The following is a 19191-nucleotide window of genomic DNA, read 5'->3' as shown; positions in this document are numbered from 1 at the left end:
ACCATGCTTGTCCTCTAGAAAAAAACCCCACCGGTTGCCCGGCAGAGCTCGTCATATTATACCCAGAATGATTTAGTGATGATTACGAGAAGAATGAACAGAACCAGGATTGCTCCAGTCGATGTCCAGCCGCCGTATCCTACGCCTTCAACTACGTTGCTCATGCAGAACCCTCCTTTGCAAATATATTAGGGTCCAAGCGGTTTATTAGATCAAGAATGCTTTAGAGATGATGACCAACAAGATAAAGAGAACCAAGATCGCGCCAGTCGATGTCCATGCGCCGCCGTATCCACCTACTACTCCACTCATGTAAACCCCTCCTTTGATTTGAGGTACAGTTCACTATATGCACCAATCACACATGGGACCGGGCTCAGGTCGAAAATGGGCTGTTTTTTCCACCGACGATTCGTTAATTGCACCTACATAAAGGGTCAGTTCTTAAGTCTGAAAGTTATATTCAAATACATTTAAGTCATACTTAAATCTCACGGTTATATCCATCAAATGTATGTACTATCGTTCAAAATGGATACCAATACGGTATATTATTAGCTTCTAACTTGTTAAATACAGATAAATTACCTTTTTAGTAATTATGAATACTAAAATCTTTATTTATGTTATTATTTTACTAATAAAGTAGAAAGGAGTTTCTATGCTCACCACTTAAACTAGATTATCCAAAACGAAATGAAGACCTTAGAAAAAATCCCAACCGATGGGAAGCACATTAGGAGAAATTAGACATAATGAAGAAACTTATTACGATTTTGGCATTAGCCACATTGCTTAGTGCTTGTGGTAATTCAGAAACAAACACAACAACCAATAGCCAAACGACCGAAGCATCCAAGGCAACTGAAACTGTCTCAACAGAAGCAAAAGCTACGAAATACACTACATATAGTGGAGAAGGATTTTCTTTTGCATATCCTGAATCCTGGAAAAGCGTAGATACAAGTCAAATGAATGTTCCATCCATTAAAGCTGCTTTTTCAGACCAATCTTCATCAGCCACATTTGCAGATAATATTAATCTGACGATTGAGGCCAGCTCAACCGGTTCAATCAATCCTGAAGAATACGCCAATAATATAGTGGATTATTACACACAAAACGGTTCAAGCATCGGCATTTCCGATTATAAAAAAACTAGCTATACAAACAAGCCTTATAAAGAATATAGCGCGGGTGTCTTGGAAGGAGCCTATAAACACACCTCGGGTACAGATGTTGTCCTTGTCCAATATCTGATTCCGACCAATACAGAACTCTATACCATGACGTTAACCTACGCCAAGGATACTTATAATCAGGATGAGATCAAAGATATCTTGGATTCCCTAAGCATTACTGTTCCTCTGGAGCAAACAGCAACAACTGCAACGACTGGAAATACATCTGCCACAACATCAGCTGCGGATTTCTTTAATGAGTTAACTCCCTACATTACAGAAGACACAGCCTTTATGGAGCAGGCATCTTATGATTTCTTTGGTAAACATAACGATGTATTCCCGGCCATTACGGCAGAACTAAGCAAAAAGGTACAGGGGCTCGTTGACTCCAATGTAACGACCCGTCATCTGAATAAAAATGTAGCCAACTATTACAATACTTTCGTACAAGTTAACGGGGAAGTCATTTCCGTTGAAGAAGATAGCTCTCTCGGAGCAACTTTCTCTATCGTTCATGTCATGGATGAGAACGGAAACGATATTATAGCGTTATATCCTGCAACGACCGGAGATTTGCTTGATGGTGATTATGCCACTGTTATCGGTGCTCCAATTACCAACTTCTCTTTTGAAAATGTTGGCGGTGGTTACACCAACGCCACGTTAATTGGAGCCTCATTGGTAGTTGCAGATTAATTAAAATGTTAAATGAGTATACAAAAAGGCCAGCTCTTTAAAAGACTGGTCTTTTTGACATTCGCTTTAGGGATATAAAGTATTTACATTAGGAACTAATTGGGTCTTGCCTGATGTGACGACAGTTTATCCTGAACCGATTGTAACTTCTGTATACTTGAGGCATCCGGTTTATCACGACGGTCGTCAATCTTGACGGATGTGGAAACACGCTGAGCTCCTGACAAAAACGGTGCTTCATGCAGAGCCGCAATTGCTGTAAAGATCTCGTTAAGCGGTCCCTCAATAATGGTGCTCATGGAAGTTAGCTGATATGTAATGCCCCGTTGATGTTCCAATACCTTTTGCATGTCCGCCACATAACTGCTTAGACTGGTTGTACCCGTTCCGATTGGAATTACAGTCACTTCTGCTATTGCCATTTTGCTCCGCCTCCTCTGGGCCCCGTGAACAACCGCTGCCGCTGATTTTAGTCGATTTTTGACTACTTTTATTCTACCAGTTGAATGCGTTACAATTCAAACTGACGTGAAGACGTCATTCAAATTGTTCAAAAATTTTTTTTGATAAATCTTCAAATCTTCCAGTCCTTTTCCTTTGCGGATTCCTGGCTTAAATGGTATACTCGGAATTACGTTTTACTGGTTCTGCCCACTTTACAAACACAATATGTTGGGTTACAGTATGTTGACAGCTACAAAATGTAGTAACACTAGATTTCTCCGCTTCTAATAGTCACCTTCTGCAATCTCGCGAAAAACAGGATGAAATCACCTCCAAAGGCACGTCCCTGTAGGTGTAAATCGCTTTCTCGAAACAGAGTTGACACGGAGGTTAACGGGGCTGTTTGGACTGCATCCGGTATCCTCAAACTACAGGCACATCTGCATATAGACAAAAGCTTACATAAGCACTCTTTTCTGTCGATATCCTGAACCTCTAAGACAGTAAGGAAGCCAGAGCATCCATGGGCATTTTCAGCCGCGAGGCGGGAGAATGCTTTTTATATGAGCATGTTCTGCATTGTGCTGCTTTGTGCACCTCAAGTTGAGCGATTTAAGACATGAACTTGTCACCGCCGTTTCAGTCCGCAAAACGTAACCTATTTCTTTTTCTCACCGTAAGAAGACACTCAATTCTTTATATAAAGAATTTCTCCAATTTATCTCTTAAACATGCGAAAGCGAGGAATATTCATGCCACAAGTTGTGACCAAGCCGAACAACCGCCAGCTTGCCTTTGATGATATGCGCATCTCGGTATATGCCGACCGTATTCTGGAAGGACTGGACATGCTCGACAAGGAACGTCTGGTACGCGGGGTAAACAGCAAGCTCCGTCGTGATGAAGTTACCGGAGACGAAATCAGCAACGCTTTTATGATGAGCGCACTGGAACTGGTAACCAAAGAGGAGCCTAACTGGAAATTTGCAGCGGCACGCTCCCTGCTCACTTCCCTGTACAAAAAAGCGGCTACCAACCGCAGATACAAGTCTTATCCGGACGAGCCTTATGGCGCATTCCACCCTCTTCTTGTAGATCTCGTGAAAAAAGGGATCTACCGTGAAGAATTGCTGGAATGTTACACCAAAGAACAGATCGACGAACTTGCTGAATGCATTGACTACCGCAACGATCTGCTCTTCGATTACATCGGCTTGCTCACACTGGCAGAACGTTACCTCGCTCACGATTTTGACGGAAAAGTGATGGAGTTGCCTCAAGAGCGTTACATGGTTATCGCCATGTACCTGATGCATCAGGAGCCTGCTGAGAAACGTATGGATCTCGTTAAGGAAGCTTACTGGGCGATGAGCAACATGTATATGACAGCAGCTACACCTACGATGTCCAATGCCGGTAAAAAAGTAGCTGGACAGCTCTCAAGCTGCTTCATTGATACCGTAGACGACTCACTTGAAGGTATCTTCGATTCCAATACAGATGTAGCACGTCTGAGCAAAATGGGCGGCGGCATCGGCGTTTATCTCGGTAAAGTAAGAGCACGTGGATCAGATATCCGTGGACACAAAAACACAAGTTCCGGTGTAATACCTTGGATTCGCCAACTGAACAATACAGCGGTCAGCGTAGACCAGCTTGGTACACGTAAAGGTGCCATTGCCGTATATCTGGATGTCTTCCACAAAGACATTCTGGCGTTCCTCGATCTGAAGCTGAACAACGGTGACGAGCGGATGCGTGCACATGACGTATTCCACGGAATCTGTCTGCCTGACTTGTTCATGGAGCGCGTATCTAGCCGCGGCGAATGGAGCTTGTTCTGCCCGCACGAAACGAAGAAAGTGATGGGTTGGAAAGACGAGAACGGTCGTCCACTCGGATTGGAAGATTTCTACGATGAGTCATTTGGTGAAGGTGCGTTCCGTGATAAATACGAAGAAGCAGTTAACCACCCGCTGTTGTCCCGTATCACCGTTCAGGCGATTGATATTATGAAACGTGTGATGAAATCCCAGCTCGAAACAGGTACACCGTACATGTTCTATCGGGATACCGTTAACCGTGCGAACCCGAACCGTGCACATGGTATGGTCTACTCTTCCAACCTTTGTACCGAGATCATGCAGAACCAATCTGCCACTGTGGTAGAAAAGGAAGAACTCGTAACCAAAGATGGACAAACTCGCATCGTGATTTCCAAAGTGCCTGGCGACTTTGTTGTCTGCAACCTGAACTCCATTCACTTGGCACGTGCCGTGCCTCACAATGTATTGGAGCGTCTGGTACCGATTCAGGTACGTATGCTGGACAACGTTATCGACATTAACAACATCGAAGTGCTGCAAGCCCAATACACCAACAGCCAATATCGCGCAGTCGGTCTGGGAACATTCGGACTTCACCATCTGCTTGCCCTCGAAGGCATTCGCTGGGAATCTGATGAAGCGGTAACGTATAACGATAATCTGTACGAAAAAATTAACTACCTGCTTGTGAAAGCCAGCATGGAGCTGTCCAAAGAAAAAGGACATTATCCGAAATTCAAAGGTTCCGATTGGGAAAGTGGTCACTACTTCGACCAACGCGAGTACACGTCAGGTGAGCGCGTAGGCGAGTTCGTAACAACCGAACAGTGGAAAGAACTGCAAACCCAAGTACAGCAAAACGGTGTTCGTAATGCTTGGATGTTCGCCATTGCACCAAACGGTTCCACGTCCATCATTGCCGGCTCTACGGCCAGCATTGACCCGCTCTATGAGCTGTTGTCTTATGAAGAGAAAACAACATACAAGATTGCCAATCCGGCACCTGATCTGTCCGAAAAAACGATCTGGTATTACAAAACGGCATTCATGGTCGATCAACATGCTTCCATCAATATGGCTGCTGCGCGTCAGCGCCACGTCGATCAGGGACAGAGCTTCAACCTGTATGTTCGTCCGGATATCAAAGCAACGGAATTCCTGGAACTGCACTTGCACGCTTGGAGAGCCGGCATGAAATCGACGTATTACGTTCGTAGCCGGGCATTAACCATTGAAGAATGCGATTCTTGCGCAAGCTAAGTTTTATCCATGATAGAGAAGATTGACTAGATTCACGATGACCACCAGGGCATCCTGTTTTGATTGCAAAATGGCGTTGCCCTGGTTCTTTTTTGCCTAAAACACGATCACAGCATCGCAAGATGTTGATATAGATGAGTCCCCAAAGTTCTGTCAGCAGAACATTATGAAATTTCAAGGAGTGAACGGACTATGCAAGTACAGAAAATTTTCAACACCGAAGCCCCTAACCAATCAACCCGTATTATTGAAGGTGAATGCTCCGGTATCCTAAACTGGAACGACATTCGCATGCCTCATATGTACAAATTGTACAAAGTACTGCTGCTCAACCACTGGATCGCAGACGAGATTCCAATGTCCAAAGATGCTTCCCAGTTTGCTCAACTGGACGAGGAAGAGCAACGTACGTTTAAAATCAACATCTCCCTGCTCGCGGTACTTGATTCCATGCAGACGATGTTTGTTGGTGATGTAAAACGTTACTTTACCGATTCTTCACTCGAAGCGATCTCGGCCATTATCGGACAACAGGAAGTCGTTCATAACCAATCCTACTCCTACGTCCTGTCCTCGATCGTATCTGATCGGGAGCAAAAGGAAATTTTCGAATACTGGAAACATGATCCAGTCCTGCTTGACCGCAACCGTTTCATCGCTGATATCTATCAGAACTTCCGGGACGAGCCATCTCCACAGACGTTCTTCCAGGCTATGGTAGCCGATCTGGTACTCGAAGGAATCTTCTTCTATAGTACGTTTGCCTTCTTCTACAACCTGGCCCGTGACCAGAAAATGATGGCAACCAGCCAGATGATCTCGTATATCCAGCGCGATGAAAACCAACACTGTTACTTCTTCGCTGAAGTGTACAAACAGTTGCTGGTAGACTTCCCTGAACTGAACACACCTGAGAACATGGACTACGTATACAAAACCATCCATCGTGCTGTTGAGCTTGAAACCAACTGGGCACATTACACACTCAGCAACGTACGTGGTATTGACCTGAACGAGTTGGAAGATTACATCAAGTACATCGCCAACAAACGTCTGCGTCTGATGGGTATGGAAAAAGCATATGAAGGTGTAGATGTAAACTGCATGCCTTGGATCAAACCATTCTCCGATGAAGCATTGAATGCAACCAAAACCGACTTCTTCGAAGCTAAATCCCGTAACTACGGTAAAGTTGGCGACGATAACGGATTTGACGATTTGTAATAAAAAATAGAATATAAATAAAAACAACACTCCCTGAACTGTGGCTATAATGCCTAAGTTCAGGGAGTGTTGTTTAATTCGTATGTACAAACATCATATCAGCGTTGAACTATTATAACTTAATAGAGATATTTCTTAATCTAATAAATTCAAGAATCGTATATAATTCTTGAAATTTTCATTGTTCAATCTTCTTTCATTTGCTGTATGAATATGAAACGGGTCATACATCGTGATATTAGCGGGTGTTTCATCAGGATGATAATGAGCATGGAATTTCATAATCAACTCCTTTTGATCATCATACCAATCATACCAATATAACTCGATGAATCCCCCGTTTCGATCTATCTCCTCTACACAGTACATCTTCGATAAATCATTAAAGACAATTGTTTTACGAATAGTTCTAGCGCTGCTCGGAAGACCCTGGGCACCATCTCGAATCTCCATAATAATATCTGAAAAATCATTCTCAATAAAACGAAAATTACTTTTCGGTATTTTTAAAGCCAAGACGCTGCCTCCCCAAATGGTGTTTCCAAACTTGTGCATCGGTTTCTTCTTCAGGTGTTAAGTTCAATTTAGTTCCGAGTGTCCGTTCGAATTCCCCTTTGTATTTATCTTCATATAAGGCAATTTGCCCCGTGTGGTAATCCAGGTCACTGACTTCTATTGTGGATTGGTGTTCTGCCTCTTCTTTTTTCCACATAGTCACAATGTCTTTAATCGTCGTTCTCTTACCTGATCCATACACATATGTAGTATCGTCTGGGATGAGATTATGTTTGTTGGACCCGGCTCTTTGAATCCCCATAAAACGGCCTTGATCAATCCAGTTGAAAATCGTCGTAATACTCACTCCAAAAAACACAGATAATTCTTTAGGAGTATAAGAACGTACAACCTCAGTAGAAGGAACACCACTGTCTGTAATTCCTGTCGGTACATCCACTGCTTGACTTAACGCGTGTTTGAGAAGAGTAACATACTTTTCTCTAAAAATATCAGCATCTTCAAAGATAGATTCATCCAGGCTACGAACAAATTCAGCATTATTTTTGACTGCAAGTGCCAGCACTTTGAAAAGTAAAATACTATTATCCGAATTACTCAAGCTCTGAACTAACTCAGAAGCGATCTCATCCGTGTTCTGACTAAATATATTCTTCTCAACTCTTGTGATTCCCATATCCATCTCACCTCACACTCCTAGTATAGGATAGTAAAGTTTAACTTTCAACATAATACTTAAATAAAGTTAAACATAACTTAAACTATATAAATTAAACTTAAAGTATACTTAAACAGTATGCTACGAAGAGCTTGATTTATACATTCTCCAACCAACACACACTTATTATATAATGAAAGAGATTCATACCCCTCTACGGAAGTGAGGCCTATTCATGGAAAGAGAACTGCTGGAACAAATCAACTTGTGGCATGAGCAGGACCAATTCAGTCTGATTATTGAACGTATTGAACGTATCCCCGTCTCAGAGCGGGATTATGATCTGATTGGTCAACTCGCCAGAGCCTATAATAATGACGCACGTTACCGCGAAGCTATTCAACATTTGTTGTCTGTAGAGGAGCAAGGGGTAAACGACCCGCTCTGGCAATATCGCTTGGGTTACGCATACTGTTACATCGCAAGTTATGAACAGGCACTACTGGCTTTTGAGAGAGCTGATGAACTTCTGCCCCATGATGAATCTACCCTTGAATTCCTTCGCCAGATTCGTCCCCAAGCGGAGAAGATGCGGCTGGATCGTCAACGCCATGAGGAGAATATCGCAGCTTTAGAGCAGAGCGGTACACAGAATCATCTAAGAGCCGCTTCAGGGACCTATGATCCGGCAACGTTCTGGGTACAGAGCGATTATGCACTGGACAACCATGTATCAAAACCTTTTGACGAAGAAGAAATTGTATCTATTGAGCAAGAACTAGGTTACAAGCTGCCCGCATCCTATATTCAACTAATGAATACGCAGAACGGCGGTATCCCTGCACTCACTGTATTTCCCACCAAAGAAGCAACTTCCTGGGCTGAGGATCACATAGCCATTTCAAGCATTATGGGAATCGGACACGATAAAATATACGCACTCGCTGGTGAGATGGGAAGTCGGTTCATGATCGAAGATTGGGGATACCCCGATCTGGGTATTGTGATCTGTGATTGTCCATCCGCTGGTCATGATGTCGTTATGCTGGATTATCGCTTCTGTGGTCCTGAAGGCGAACCCTGTGTAGTCCATGTGGATCAAGAAAATGATTATGAGATTACATATCTTGCGCCGAATTTTGAAGCTTTCATCCGTGGATTGGTCGATGAGGATACGTATGACCTGTCTGACGAAGAGAATGAGGACTAAAATCCAGGAGGGTCCGGCCATATGACAACCCGTATATATTTTGGTTCCAATCAACTTGGCGAAGTGGCCGCAGTTTCATTGCAGGATGCGCTGAATGAGCTTGACCTGGGAAAACTTGAAGATTATCGACGAACGGATAAAGGTGTTATGGGTCAGACACTGCTCATTCGCTCTTCCCGTGGAGAGTATATTCTGAAAGGCAATCCTTTATATGCAGGACAGTTACAGGAAGAAAAGTTCTTTGTAGAACAACTGGCGAAACATACGTCCATTCCTGTCCCTGATCCATATCTATTACATGAAGATACCCATCTGCTAGGCTGGAGTTATGCCATAATGCCACGCCTGCCCGGAAATCACCTGTATGATCCAGCATTCCAGGCTTCACTGTCACAGCAAGATCAGGAAGAGATCGCCTGTATGTTTGCCCATACTTTGGCAGAACTGCACCGCTGGAAGGTTCCTGATGCAGGGGAATATGATCCTGTAGCGCAGCAGATTGTTTCCTTTGCAGGCGATTATCTGGACTGGTTGTACGGAACCATTCGTCACTGGTTACATGATGCTGAACAGTACTCGGTAATTACGGATGAAGATGTTCAGTGGGTGGACGAGCAATTCCAGAATGCTGAACCGGCATTTCGTTCCAAAGCTGTTCCGGGTTTTGTCATGGGAGACTTCAAGGTCGAGAATGTTCTGATTCAAAATCTGGACGACCGTACTTCAGGGTGGCAAATTAGTGGTCTGTTCGATTTTACAACTGCCTATTTCGGAGACGGCACAGCTGACCTAACCAAAATATCCACCAGGTATGTTCGTGAGGGTCAACCAGAACTGGCCGCACAGTTCCTTCGCTGCTACCGGGATCTGGTCTGTGCAGCAGATGAGGAGAAATGCCAACACTTCCGCACACGTCTCAGCATGCATCTGCTCTATCAACGTATCTTGTGGTGGGGGGAAGCCAAAGCGACAGGACAAGTGACGTGGGCAGCCGACCTGCCTTTTGCACAGTGGGCGCAGCAGTCCATTAATTCGATTGTCACATTGCTAGATTAGTAGAATGTATCATTCCATATATGTCGCCCAACATCCTGGCGCACGCATAAAACCGCCAAAGATCATCCTTGATCTTTGGCGGTTTTCCTCATCTCACTATATTTAAGTCAACGATGGAATCTCTCAACTAAGCTTGTGCGACGGGTGACTCCTGATGTTTCTGCAAAAACTCCAGCATCCGGCGGTACACGAGAATCTCGTTTGTTTTTCTGGAGAAGCCATGACCCTCATCATCCAGAACGATGTATTCCACATCAACTCCCTTGGACTGGAGCGCAGCCACAATCTGATCAGATTCGGCCTTCACGACCCTTGGATCATTGGCACCCTGAATGACCAGCATGGGGTTAACCATCTGATCGAGATACGTAATGGGTGAATCCTTCGTTAAACGTTCGCGGTCACGGACCGGGTCACCCAGCCAGTTATCCATCATCGGCTTCCAGTCTTCCGGTACGGATTCCAGGAATGTGAACAGGTTACTTGGCCCAAAAATATCGACCGCAGCCCGGAACAGCTCCGGATGGCGACCTGCCAATAACAGGGTCATATATCCCCCGTAACTTCCACCTACCACAAACAACCGCTCTGGCGATGTAATTCCCTGATCAAACAACCAGTTGATCCCGGAAACACAGTCCAGCCTTGGACCCTCACCCCAATCACGCTCAACCATTTTGACGAATTCCGCACCATATCCGGTACTGCCCCGGAAATTCGGTGCAAAGACATGATAGCCCTGAGCGAGCATCATCTGGAACATCGGCCGAAAAAACTTCGCTTCGGATGCTTGCGGCCCACCATGAGGCCAAAATACGGTGTAGCCATTGGCCTGCTCTGGCTTTGCTTTGAACAAGAGAGCTTCGATCTCCAGTCCGTCGTAGGAGTTATACCGAATAACGTCAGGGTACACGAGATCACTTGGGTCCAGTCCGGTTACCCGATTGGCAGTCAGCGGCTCCCAGGACTCAGAACCTGCGATTTTGCGATAAATGTTATGCGGTTGGATCGCTCCACGTCCGAGGATATATACATTGCCAGCCTTCGTAACGTTCACCTGTTCTATCGTATCCAGCGGCATCTCTATGCGCCGAGGCTCATCGGCGTTTTTGCCCAATACGTACATACGATTCTCCGGCCCTGTGAGTGTCCAGAAATATAAGGTCTCGGAAGCCTGATGCCAGCGGATGAACTCCACATCTTCCCCTTCGATTCTGCACAATAAACGGAATTCGCGGGTATCGATACGGTATTCAGCCACATAGGCGTATGCGGAGTCATCATTGGTAATGAACAGAAGACGATTGTCATCTGCAAAAATCAGATCAGATACCTGACTATGACGTTCTGAAGCTGGCAGAATCTCCATTTCTTCATTATTACGATACAGATGCGCCGTCTGATACGTATTGGAGTACATCTTTAAAATAACAAAACTTTTCTCGTCAGGGCTTACAGCAAACAGGCTGCTCGTAACCTCTTCTCCACTGTATAACAGTTCATCTTCCCCTGTCTCCAGATCGATGCGGCGTGAATTCAGATAATTTGGATTACCCGCGCTGGTGACATAATAGAGACGCTGTCCATCCTCGGACAACTCAGAGAAATAACAGCGATCATTTGGTTCTGCCGAAACCACAGGCAGTGGAACGCCACCCTCGGGTGGAAGTGCATACAGATGATAGTTCTCATCTCCATCTCGATCAAATGCGGTAAGAAGATGACGTCCTTGCGGGTCTGCTTTGATAAATTGACTGCTCTGATTCAAGTACGTTAAAGGATACGGGTATCCTCCAGGCAAATCCATCGCCCAAATATTCGGCTGACCGTTCAGATTGCTGTCCATGAACAAACGTTTCTCGTCTGCCGATACGGCAAAATGCGAAATACGGTACGTCTGAAAATATTGCTCAACATCCGGTTTAGGGAACTGAATCATGACAAACCTCCTTGGAATGGAACCAACGAATTTAACATTGGTAAATTAAGGTACCATTTGTCCATATTATAGGTAATGCCAATGTTTAGACAATAGATATGTGAGTTATAATTCCAGATTTTCTCGATTTGTACATGAAACTCACGTATAAAAGGTCATATGAGCTTTGTCTTCGCGATAATAATCCAGCCTTTGCTTCATCGTACCTGTATGCAGTTCGAACAGATGACCATCCGGATCGGTAAAATATACAGATAATGCATCCCGCGGATCTCTTGGCCTTCCGGGAAGAATGTCAGCCCCCGCTGCTCGCAGCTGCTGCACAGACGCGTCGAACTCCTCTTCTGTAACGGTAAATGCAATATGGGTATAGGTTCGTTCCGTATAGTTGCGAATAACATCCTCCTGATTCAGGGCAATCCACAGACCGGCAAGCTCAAAATAAGCCAGTTTGCGTCCTTTCACCTGAATTCGGGCACCGAGAGCCTGCTCATAAAAGGTAATGGCCCGCTCCAGATTGGATACGGAAAAGCACAAATGATTAATTCCTTGAATATTCATGTGGCTCCTGACACCTCCATCAATTTAAGGATCTATCCTTATTATGGTATATTCTGTGCAAAAAACAACCGCTCTGCTGCTTCCTCCCGCACCTTCTTCTGGGCGAATGCATAGGTTATCCGTATCAATGAACGTTCGAGGAGGATGTAAAGCGAATGAATCCTGTCTATCCTTTTTATGGTGAGAAAACGGTATGCAAGGAGCAAAAGCTGGCATTTCCACCCCAGCATCAGGACCAGCAACCTGGTCTGGAAACCCTGATGGTGCCTGAACCGATCAGTGAAGATCCTGCCTATATCGGCAGCTGCAAACTCCAAGGTAAAGTTGCCATTATTACGGGTGGTGACAGTGGAATCGGCCGGGCGGCCGCCATCGCTTTTGCCAAGGAAGGTGCGGATATCGTCATTGCTTATCTATATGAACGGACAGATGCCGAAAGGACTCGTGAACGGATCGAAGAGCTGGGACAGCGCTGTCTCTTAATCGAGATTGATCTCCGCTTAAAGAAAAACTGTGAAGCCGTTATTCGCACAACCATGGAAACCTACGGGAAGATCGATATTCTGGTCAACAATCATGGCGTACAGTATGTACAGCCCAGCATCGTTGATATTACAGAAGAACAGCTGTATCACACCTTTCAGACCAATGTGTTCGCTTATTTCTTTCTGATTCAGGCCGCTCTCCCCCATCTGTGCAGAGGTGCCTCCATTATCAATACGGCTTCCATTACAGCATATAAAGGCAATACCCAACTGATCGACTACTCTTCTACCAAAGGAGCCGTCGTATCGCTGACTCGTGTACTCGCCCAATCACTCGCTGCACAGGGAATCCGTGTGAATTCCGTCGCCCCGGGACCCATCTGGACACCGCTCATCCCTGCCAGTTTCTCCGCTGAGGATGTACAGGTATTTGGAACAGATACACCCATGGGTCGAGCTGGTCAGCCTTACGAACTGGCGGCAGCCTACGTTTATCTCGCTTCCCGCGATTCATCCTACGTCACAGGTGAATGCATTCATGTAAATGGCGGCGATATGGTAACGACTTAGGCTGATGTCAGGTTGGATTTGGCAGGTGTGGCAGGATATCGGGTGTCCAGTTGCGAAGAGGGTTAGGAGTATGATCCGGTTATGCCGGAGCCTGACATCTAGCGACAAGGAGCTGAACAACCTGATGAACTTCGACCCACTCTACCAACCGTACCCCTCTTACCGCGTGCCTGTGTATGCCAAGCAAGGCATGGTCGCCACGTCTCAGCCACTGGCTGCACAAGCCGGTCTGGATGTTTTGAAAAAAGGCGGCAACGCCATTGATGCCGCCATTGCAACTGCGGCAGCACTCACCGTGCTGGAGCCTACGTCTAATGGCATTGGAGGCGATGCTTTTGCCCTCGTCTGGACCGAGGGCAAACTGCATGGCCTGAATGCCAGCGGCCCTGCGCCTCAGGGCATATCCATTGAGGCGCTTCAAGCGGCAGGCTATACGGAGATGCCGAAGCTTGGGGTTGTTCCGGTGACGGTGCCTGGCGCACCGGCGGGCTGGGCTGAGCTGAGCCGCCGTTTTGGGCGGCTCACGCTGGCGGAAGCGCTGGAACCGGCCATCCGCTATGCGGAGGAAGGTTACCCGCTTGCGCCTGGGCTGGCCCGCCACTGGGCAAGGGCAGCCGAGATTTATGCACGCCAGGGTGATGCGGAGGCAGGGCGTGCGTGGTTTGAGACATTTGCTCCAGGCGGGCGTGTTCCCGCAGCTGGAGAGATGTGGCGATCGCCGGATCATGCGGCGACTTTGCGCCAGATTGGCGAGAGCGAAGCGCGAGACTTTTACGAAGGAGAACTGGCAGAGCGCATTCATTCCTTTATGGCAGAACACGGTGGTTATCTGACCAAAGATGATCTGGCGGCATTCCAGCCCGAGTGGGTTGATCCCATCTCCGTCTCCTATCGCGGATACGATGTGTGGGAGATTCCGCCGAATGGACAAGGACTGATTGCTCTGGCGGCGCTTAATCTCCTGAAGGGATATGATTTTGACGAGAAAGAATCCGTTCTGGCATATCATCGGCAACTTGAATCTATGAAGCTGGCATTTGCCGACGGGGAGAAATATATTACTGAAGAACGCAAAATGGGTGTGACGGTGGAGGAACTGCTGTCCGAGGCCTACGCGGAAGAACGGCGCAAACTCATTGGTGTTACCGCACGTGCACCCGAAGTAGGTGTTCCACGAGCAAGCGGAACGGTTTATCTGGCTACAGCGGATGGTGAAGGCAACATGGTCTCCTTTATCCAAAGTAACTACATGGGCTTTGGGTCCGGACTTGTTGTTCCGGGGACAGGCATTGCTCTGCAAAACCGCGGACATAATTTCTCACTGGACCCGAATCATGCAAACGCCCTGGAGCCGGGTAAACGGACGTATCACACGATCATTCCGGGGTTCCTCACCCGCGGGAGCGAAGCGGTCGGGCCATTCGGTGTCATGGGTGGTTTCATGCAGCCGCAGGGTCATGTACAGGTGGTCATGAATACGATCGATCATCATCTGAACCCACAGGCCGCCTTAGATTCTCCACGCTGGCAGTGGACAAAAGGCAAAACAATTCTCGTGGAACCGGGTTTCCCGCAGCACATTGCACAGGCACTCGCCCGCAAAGGACATGATATTCAAGTGGCGCTTGATCCATCTCAGTTTGGACGCGGTCAGATCATCTGGCGCAACCCGGACAATGGCGTATTATGCGGGGGTACGGAAACCCGAGCGGATGGCTCGATTGCGGCTTGGTAAAACTCGCGTAATTTTTATCATAGGATGATCACCTTATCATCCGTATAGGGTGCTATTCTATGGCACAAGAGAGATGATCCATTTCATCTCTCTTGTGCCTTTTTTGGACTTATAACATCAGCAAACAACATACTGTAGATATTTATGTACCCTTTTAACCAGAGAAATGTAAAAATACTGTATAATTCATGAAAAATATTTATTTTTTCGTAAATTTTCACTACATACCATAAATCACAGTGCCTTTCTGCCGATATAGATAAAGGGAAATCCTCACCATACGTGTCATCATGTACACGTCATTCCCTGGAGCTAAGGAACCATGCAAAAAAAGAAAAATGCGACTACAGAAATGAGGGTAACACACATGAAAACAAACAAGAACAGACGCGCAGGTCTAGGTCTCACCCTAATGATGATCCTGACGGTACTGATCCTGGGGGCATGTTCAGCCAATAATACAACAACGGCAACAGACACAAGAACAAAGGTTGGGATCGTGCTTACGGAAGTGGGTCTGGGTGACCGTTCTTTTAATGATGCTGCTTTTGATGGGCTGGTTCAAGCCAGAAATGAGAAAAGCATTGTCTTTGACTATCGTGAACCGGGCGACAATTTAACTGCCGAAGCTGCATTTGAGGAGTTTTCAGAAGCCAAATTCGATCTGATTATCGGCCTAAGTGATACAGTTCAAGCGGATATGGAGAAAGTTGTAGCCAAATATCCTAACCAACAGTTCCTCATGATTGACAGTCAGTCCGAACTGCCTAACATCGCCTCCATTTCATTCCGGGCCGAAGAAGGGAGTTATCTGGCAGGTGTTATTGCCGCTATGGCTTCAAAGGAAGATCATGTCGGCTTCCTTGGTGGAATGGAGATACCGGTCCTTCGTAATTTCGAGCAGGGTTTTAAACAAGGTGTTCTGGCTGTCAAGCCGGATGCAACCGTTGATGCTATCTACGCAGGGGACTTCGGTAATGCCGAGCTCGGTGAACAACTGGCTGCACAGATGATTCAGGAAAAGGGCGCTGACGTGATCTATGTGGCTGCCGGTCTCACAGGTGTGGGCGCACTGACGGAGATTCAGAAATTAGGGAAATACGCCATCGGTGTAGATACCGATCAATTCTTTTTGGCGGAAAAAGCCATTCTTACGTCCATGCTGAAAAATGTGGATGTCTCTATCTATAATGCCGTTAACACGTTTGTCCAAAACAATCATACCTTCCCTCAAAAGGAAATCGTGGAGGGGCTGGCGGAGAACGCCGTGGGTCTGACTGCTCTACATAATATCACGCTCAGTGATGAACAACAGCAAACCTTCGAAGATCTGAAGGCAAAGATCTCTTCCGGTCAAATCAAAATTAAGCTTGATCAATAACCCATCGGATACAAGGAGGTACGCACATGAAACTACAGGGAAAACTGATACTTAATGCTCTAATTTCACTACTTTTAAGCCTTGTGCTGGTCGCTTATATCATCATGCAACTGCTCGGTATGAATGCCAAAAATCAAAATCTGGTACCAGCCATGCTCAAGGTTAGTGAACTGAATGCCAATCAGATTCAGACCCAGCAGGCATTGGATGTCTATTCGTTCTCCATGACAGCAGGAAATCAGGACGCAGTACTCCGCTTGCTGGATGAAGGCCAAACGATGATTCAGGAGCTCACGGACGGATTGCTTGAAACCGATCAGCAGTTACAACTAATACAGTCCATCGAGACAAAATTACAAGCTCTCAACCAGGGAGCCACTGAAGCGATGAGTGCAATGAACAGTGCGGAAGCAAAACGTTACAGCACTCGGGTTCGGGGCATACAGAATGATATCTATTCGTTAGATGAGATGACTCGGGATCGTTATGATCAATACACCGTCGATTTGGAACATGACATTCAGCAAACATGGCAAGCCGCTCTGGTAGGAGCCATCGTATTGCTCGTCGCCGTAATGCTGTTTAATATGTATACTTCACGCCAAATCGCCCGGCGTATTCGTACGCTCAAAGACGCCGCGGGACAAATTGCGGACGGTGACCTGACCGGACAATTACCGGAAGCTCGGGGCAAAGATGAACTCGATGACCTGAGTCGCTCCTTCGGTATCATGACTCATAATATCCGCGGCATTATTCAATCCATTGGTGAAGCGGGTCATCGTGTCGATCGGATGGCGCAAGATATTGACCGCGGTAATGATACAGCCCAAGCGATCGTGCAGCAAGTATCCCGCACCACGGAGGAACTCTCGATTGGCAGTCAAAAGATTGCCGAGGATCTAAGTGAGACGGTGATGGTTGTGGACAAAATGCAGTCTACTTTCAATAGCAATCTGGAGGCCACTTCCCAATCGGTGATCGATGGTCGTGAAGTATTAACTACCGTTGAGGAAGGTAATAAGGCTGTAGCAGAGCAACTCCGCCTGGCCGAAGTGAATCGCATGGCGATGTCCGAGGTGGAAGAAACGGTGCGGGAACTGGAAGAAAGCGCGGTTCGAATCACTACGATGACGGCATATGTATCGGAGATTGCCAAACAAACGACCATGCTCTCGTTAAATGCCTCTATTGAAGCTGCTCGCGCTGGAGAAGCCGGACGTGGCTTCACTGTTGTTGCGGGCGAGGTGAACAAACTCGCCGAACAATCTGCGCAATCGGTGAAACATATCTACGCGGCTGTGGGCGAGATCACGGCTTCCATGGACAAGGTGAAGAACTCGGTAGCACAGAGCATGCAGTTATTCGGCGAACAGGAACAAGCTACCAGCCAGACTCGTGAATCCTTCTCTGCCATTCGTGAAAGTGTGGAGCGTATTAGTACGGGTATCCACCAGCTTGCTGAGGACATGCAACACTCCAATGAACTCAGTACACAGGTGCAACAGGCCATCGAAAATATCAGTGCTATCACCGAGCAGTCGGCTGCCAGCAGTGAAGAGATTACCGCCTCCACGTCGGAACAACAACGTTCCTTCGCTGATGCAAGTATCAAAGTGAAGTCATTGCGTGATATCAGTGCGGAGATGCATCAGGAACTGCTGCGATTCCGGCTATAAGCAGGATGCCGGGAGAATTCGGGACGGACGTAGGCCGGATGTAGTTTAGATGCAGATTAGATGCAGGTTAGATGCAAATTTCAGGCAGATTATAGGCAGGTTAGATCCGAGCCAGGATCAGGCAGCGTGAGCATACAAACAAACAAATAAAGGGGAGCCTCCGTCATGAATCATGACAGGGCTCCCCTTTTCAGTAACTGATCGTTGTCGTTTCATCTAAAAAATTAATTCGTTTCAAAGATATGAAAGTATATAAATTGAACTAAACATATACAAAAAACGGAGAGGACAGAAAAAACCTGAAGAAGCGGAGCTACAAGCTTTCTGAAAGAAAGCTGCTTCGGAAGCATACGCTATCCCCGGATTTCCTAATTTATAAAAGAAAAAACTGGGGATCACAGCGATCGGAAGGTTGTTCTGTCAACAGAGTGTCTAGTGTAAATATTCTTTTAGTTCAACTTATATAGATACAAGGCATCAGCGTTTCAGATCCAAAGTTTAACGAACCGTGCAAACCTTATTGGGCCATTAATTGCAGATTATTAAATCTAACGAATCTCAGGCACTCTATTCCCTAATTTAGCCTGGTTTTTCAGTGTTTTCTCTGAAATACGCAGAAATAACGTGGATGAGATTCGTTAGCTTTTGACCCTCGATGTAAAGCGCGGTATAAGGTGAATCAGGTTCGTTAGGGCATTGGGCATTAGGCATTGAGTACTGATCATTGAATAATGGACAATGATCAACGTGCACTCATCTACTTTTGA

General features: G+C 46.2%; 16 protein-coding genes. 9 read left to right on the top strand and 7 right to left on the bottom strand.

All coding sequences use genetic code 11. From position 1 onward, the window contains the following. Window positions 1-56: 56 nt before the first annotated feature. Both BLS69_RS32430 and BLS69_RS32425 read right to left on the bottom strand, forming a co-directional pair. A complete protein-coding gene (locus BLS69_RS32430; RefSeq protein WP_017690879.1) occupies window positions 57-164 on the bottom strand; it encodes a hypothetical protein in 108 nt (35 codons plus the stop codon). Between the two features lie 43 nt (window positions 165-207). After that, entirely contained in the window at window positions 208-312 is a 105-nt protein-coding gene (locus tag BLS69_RS32425) for a hypothetical protein (RefSeq protein ID WP_017690880.1), read from the bottom strand. A gap of 443 nt (window positions 313-755) precedes the next feature. Between BLS69_RS32425 and BLS69_RS27265 the strand changes: the two genes are divergently transcribed. Beyond that, complete coding sequence (locus tag BLS69_RS27265; RefSeq protein ID WP_091038276.1) at window positions 756-1880, top strand: PsbP-related protein; 1125 nt, start codon at window positions 756-758, stop codon at window positions 1878-1880. Window positions 1881-1975: 95 nt separating this feature from the next. Here BLS69_RS27265 and BLS69_RS27260 read toward each other — a convergent pair whose 3' ends face one another. Then, complete coding sequence (locus tag BLS69_RS27260; protein ID WP_091038274.1) at window positions 1976-2302, bottom strand: MTH1187 family thiamine-binding protein; 327 nt, start codon at window positions 2300-2302, stop codon at window positions 1976-1978. Window positions 2303-3076: 774 nt separating this feature from the next. Here BLS69_RS27260 and BLS69_RS27255 point away from each other — a divergent pair. Both BLS69_RS27255 and BLS69_RS27250 read left to right on the top strand, forming a co-directional pair. Continuing rightward, window positions 3077-5410 carry a ribonucleoside-diphosphate reductase subunit alpha gene (locus BLS69_RS27255; RefSeq protein WP_091038272.1) on the top strand — a complete coding sequence of 778 codons (2334 nt, stop codon included), beginning with the start codon at window positions 3077-3079 and terminating at the stop codon, window positions 5408-5410. A 192-nt stretch (window positions 5411-5602) separates the two neighbouring features. Then, complete coding sequence (locus BLS69_RS27250; protein ID WP_062837278.1) at window positions 5603-6634, top strand: ribonucleotide-diphosphate reductase subunit beta; 1032 nt, start codon at window positions 5603-5605, stop codon at window positions 6632-6634. 135 nt (window positions 6635-6769) lie between these two features. Here BLS69_RS27250 and BLS69_RS27245 read toward each other — a convergent pair whose 3' ends face one another. Continuing rightward, complete coding sequence (locus tag BLS69_RS27245) at window positions 6770-7150, bottom strand: toxin-antitoxin system TumE family protein (protein WP_091038269.1); 381 nt, start codon at window positions 7148-7150, stop codon at window positions 6770-6772. Next, a complete protein-coding gene (locus BLS69_RS27240; protein ID WP_091038267.1) occupies window positions 7125-7832 on the bottom strand; it encodes a MerR family transcriptional regulator in 708 nt (235 codons plus the stop codon). Before BLS69_RS27240 ends, BLS69_RS27245 begins: the two co-directional genes overlap by 26 nt. Before the next feature lie 211 nt (window positions 7833-8043). Here BLS69_RS27240 and BLS69_RS27235 point away from each other — a divergent pair, with 211 nt between their 5' ends. Beyond that, a complete protein-coding gene (locus BLS69_RS27235) occupies window positions 8044-9018 on the top strand; it encodes an SMI1/KNR4 family protein (RefSeq protein WP_091038265.1) in 975 nt (324 codons plus the stop codon). Between the two features lie 21 nt (window positions 9019-9039). Further along, window positions 9040-10074: a phosphotransferase family protein gene (locus BLS69_RS27230; RefSeq protein ID WP_091038263.1), complete on the top strand. Its 1035-nt coding sequence runs from the start codon at window positions 9040-9042 to the stop codon at window positions 10072-10074. A 127-nt stretch (window positions 10075-10201) separates the two neighbouring features. On the opposite strand, the gene BLS69_RS27225 is transcribed toward BLS69_RS27230, so the two are convergent. Both BLS69_RS27225 and fosB read right to left on the bottom strand, forming a co-directional pair. Next, window positions 10202-12013 carry a S9 family peptidase gene (locus tag BLS69_RS27225; RefSeq protein ID WP_091038261.1) on the bottom strand — a complete coding sequence of 604 codons (1812 nt, stop codon included), beginning with the start codon at window positions 12011-12013 and terminating at the stop codon, window positions 10202-10204. Window positions 12014-12154: 141 nt separating this feature from the next. Further along, a complete protein-coding gene (fosB, locus tag BLS69_RS27220) occupies window positions 12155-12574 on the bottom strand; it encodes a metallothiol transferase FosB (RefSeq protein WP_091038258.1) in 420 nt (139 codons plus the stop codon). Between the two features lie 155 nt (window positions 12575-12729). Between fosB and BLS69_RS27215 the strand changes: the two genes are divergently transcribed. From BLS69_RS27215 to BLS69_RS27200, 4 genes are all read left to right on the top strand, one after another. Further along, on the top strand, window positions 12730-13629 hold the full coding sequence (locus BLS69_RS27215; protein WP_036607429.1) for a glucose 1-dehydrogenase: 900 nt from the start codon (window positions 12730-12732) through the stop codon (window positions 13627-13629). A gap of 124 nt (window positions 13630-13753) precedes the next feature. After that, window positions 13754-15364, top strand: coding sequence for a gamma-glutamyltransferase family protein (locus tag BLS69_RS27210; protein ID WP_091038376.1), 1611 nt, complete (start codon window positions 13754-13756; stop codon window positions 15362-15364). Between the two features lie 367 nt (window positions 15365-15731). Beyond that, a complete protein-coding gene (locus tag BLS69_RS27205; RefSeq protein ID WP_091038257.1) occupies window positions 15732-16745 on the top strand; it encodes a BMP family lipoprotein in 1014 nt (337 codons plus the stop codon). Between the two features lie 26 nt (window positions 16746-16771). Further along, window positions 16772-18424 carry a methyl-accepting chemotaxis protein gene (locus BLS69_RS27200; RefSeq protein WP_091038255.1) on the top strand — a complete coding sequence of 551 codons (1653 nt, stop codon included), beginning with the start codon at window positions 16772-16774 and terminating at the stop codon, window positions 18422-18424. Window positions 18425-19191: the final 767 nt, after the last annotated feature.

This window comes from Paenibacillus sp. CF095, assembly GCF_900101225.1.
Lineage (GTDB): Bacteria > Bacillota > Bacilli > Paenibacillales > Paenibacillaceae > Paenibacillus.
The sequence above is the reverse complement of the archived record's forward strand: the minus strand, read 5'-3'. Positions and strand labels throughout refer to the sequence as shown.

What these genes read in the sequence shown, in the direction of transcription:
- BLS69_RS32430 (WP_017690879.1), bottom strand. Translation starts at nt 164, where the DNA reads ATGAGCAACGTAGTTGAAGGCGTAGGATACGGCGGCTGGACATCGACT.
- BLS69_RS32425 (WP_017690880.1), bottom strand. Translation starts at nt 312, where the DNA reads ATGAGTGGAGTAGTAGGTGGATACGGCGGCGCATGGACATCGACTGGC.
- BLS69_RS27265 (WP_091038276.1), top strand. Translation starts at nt 756, where the DNA reads ATGAAGAAACTTATTACGATTTTGGCATTAGCCACATTGCTTAGTGCT.
- BLS69_RS27260 (WP_091038274.1), bottom strand. Translation starts at nt 2,302, where the DNA reads ATGGCAATAGCAGAAGTGACTGTAATTCCAATCGGAACGGGTACAACC.
- BLS69_RS27255 (WP_091038272.1), top strand. Translation starts at nt 3,077, where the DNA reads ATGCCACAAGTTGTGACCAAGCCGAACAACCGCCAGCTTGCCTTTGAT.
- BLS69_RS27250 (WP_062837278.1), top strand. Translation starts at nt 5,603, where the DNA reads ATGCAAGTACAGAAAATTTTCAACACCGAAGCCCCTAACCAATCAACC.
- BLS69_RS27240 (WP_091038267.1), bottom strand. Translation starts at nt 7,832, where the DNA reads ATGGATATGGGAATCACAAGAGTTGAGAAGAATATATTTAGTCAGAAC.
- BLS69_RS27235 (WP_091038265.1), top strand. Translation starts at nt 8,044, where the DNA reads ATGGAAAGAGAACTGCTGGAACAAATCAACTTGTGGCATGAGCAGGAC.
- BLS69_RS27230 (WP_091038263.1), top strand. Translation starts at nt 9,040, where the DNA reads ATGACAACCCGTATATATTTTGGTTCCAATCAACTTGGCGAAGTGGCC.
- BLS69_RS27225 (WP_091038261.1), bottom strand. Translation starts at nt 12,013, where the DNA reads ATGATTCAGTTCCCTAAACCGGATGTTGAGCAATATTTTCAGACGTAC.
- fosB (WP_091038258.1), bottom strand. Translation starts at nt 12,574, where the DNA reads ATGAATATTCAAGGAATTAATCATTTGTGCTTTTCCGTATCCAATCTG.
- BLS69_RS27215 (WP_036607429.1), top strand. Translation starts at nt 12,730, where the DNA reads ATGAATCCTGTCTATCCTTTTTATGGTGAGAAAACGGTATGCAAGGAG.
- BLS69_RS27210 (WP_091038376.1), top strand. Translation starts at nt 13,754, where the DNA reads ATGAACTTCGACCCACTCTACCAACCGTACCCCTCTTACCGCGTGCCT.
- BLS69_RS27205 (WP_091038257.1), top strand. Translation starts at nt 15,732, where the DNA reads ATGAAAACAAACAAGAACAGACGCGCAGGTCTAGGTCTCACCCTAATG.
- BLS69_RS27200 (WP_091038255.1), top strand. Translation starts at nt 16,772, where the DNA reads ATGAAACTACAGGGAAAACTGATACTTAATGCTCTAATTTCACTACTT.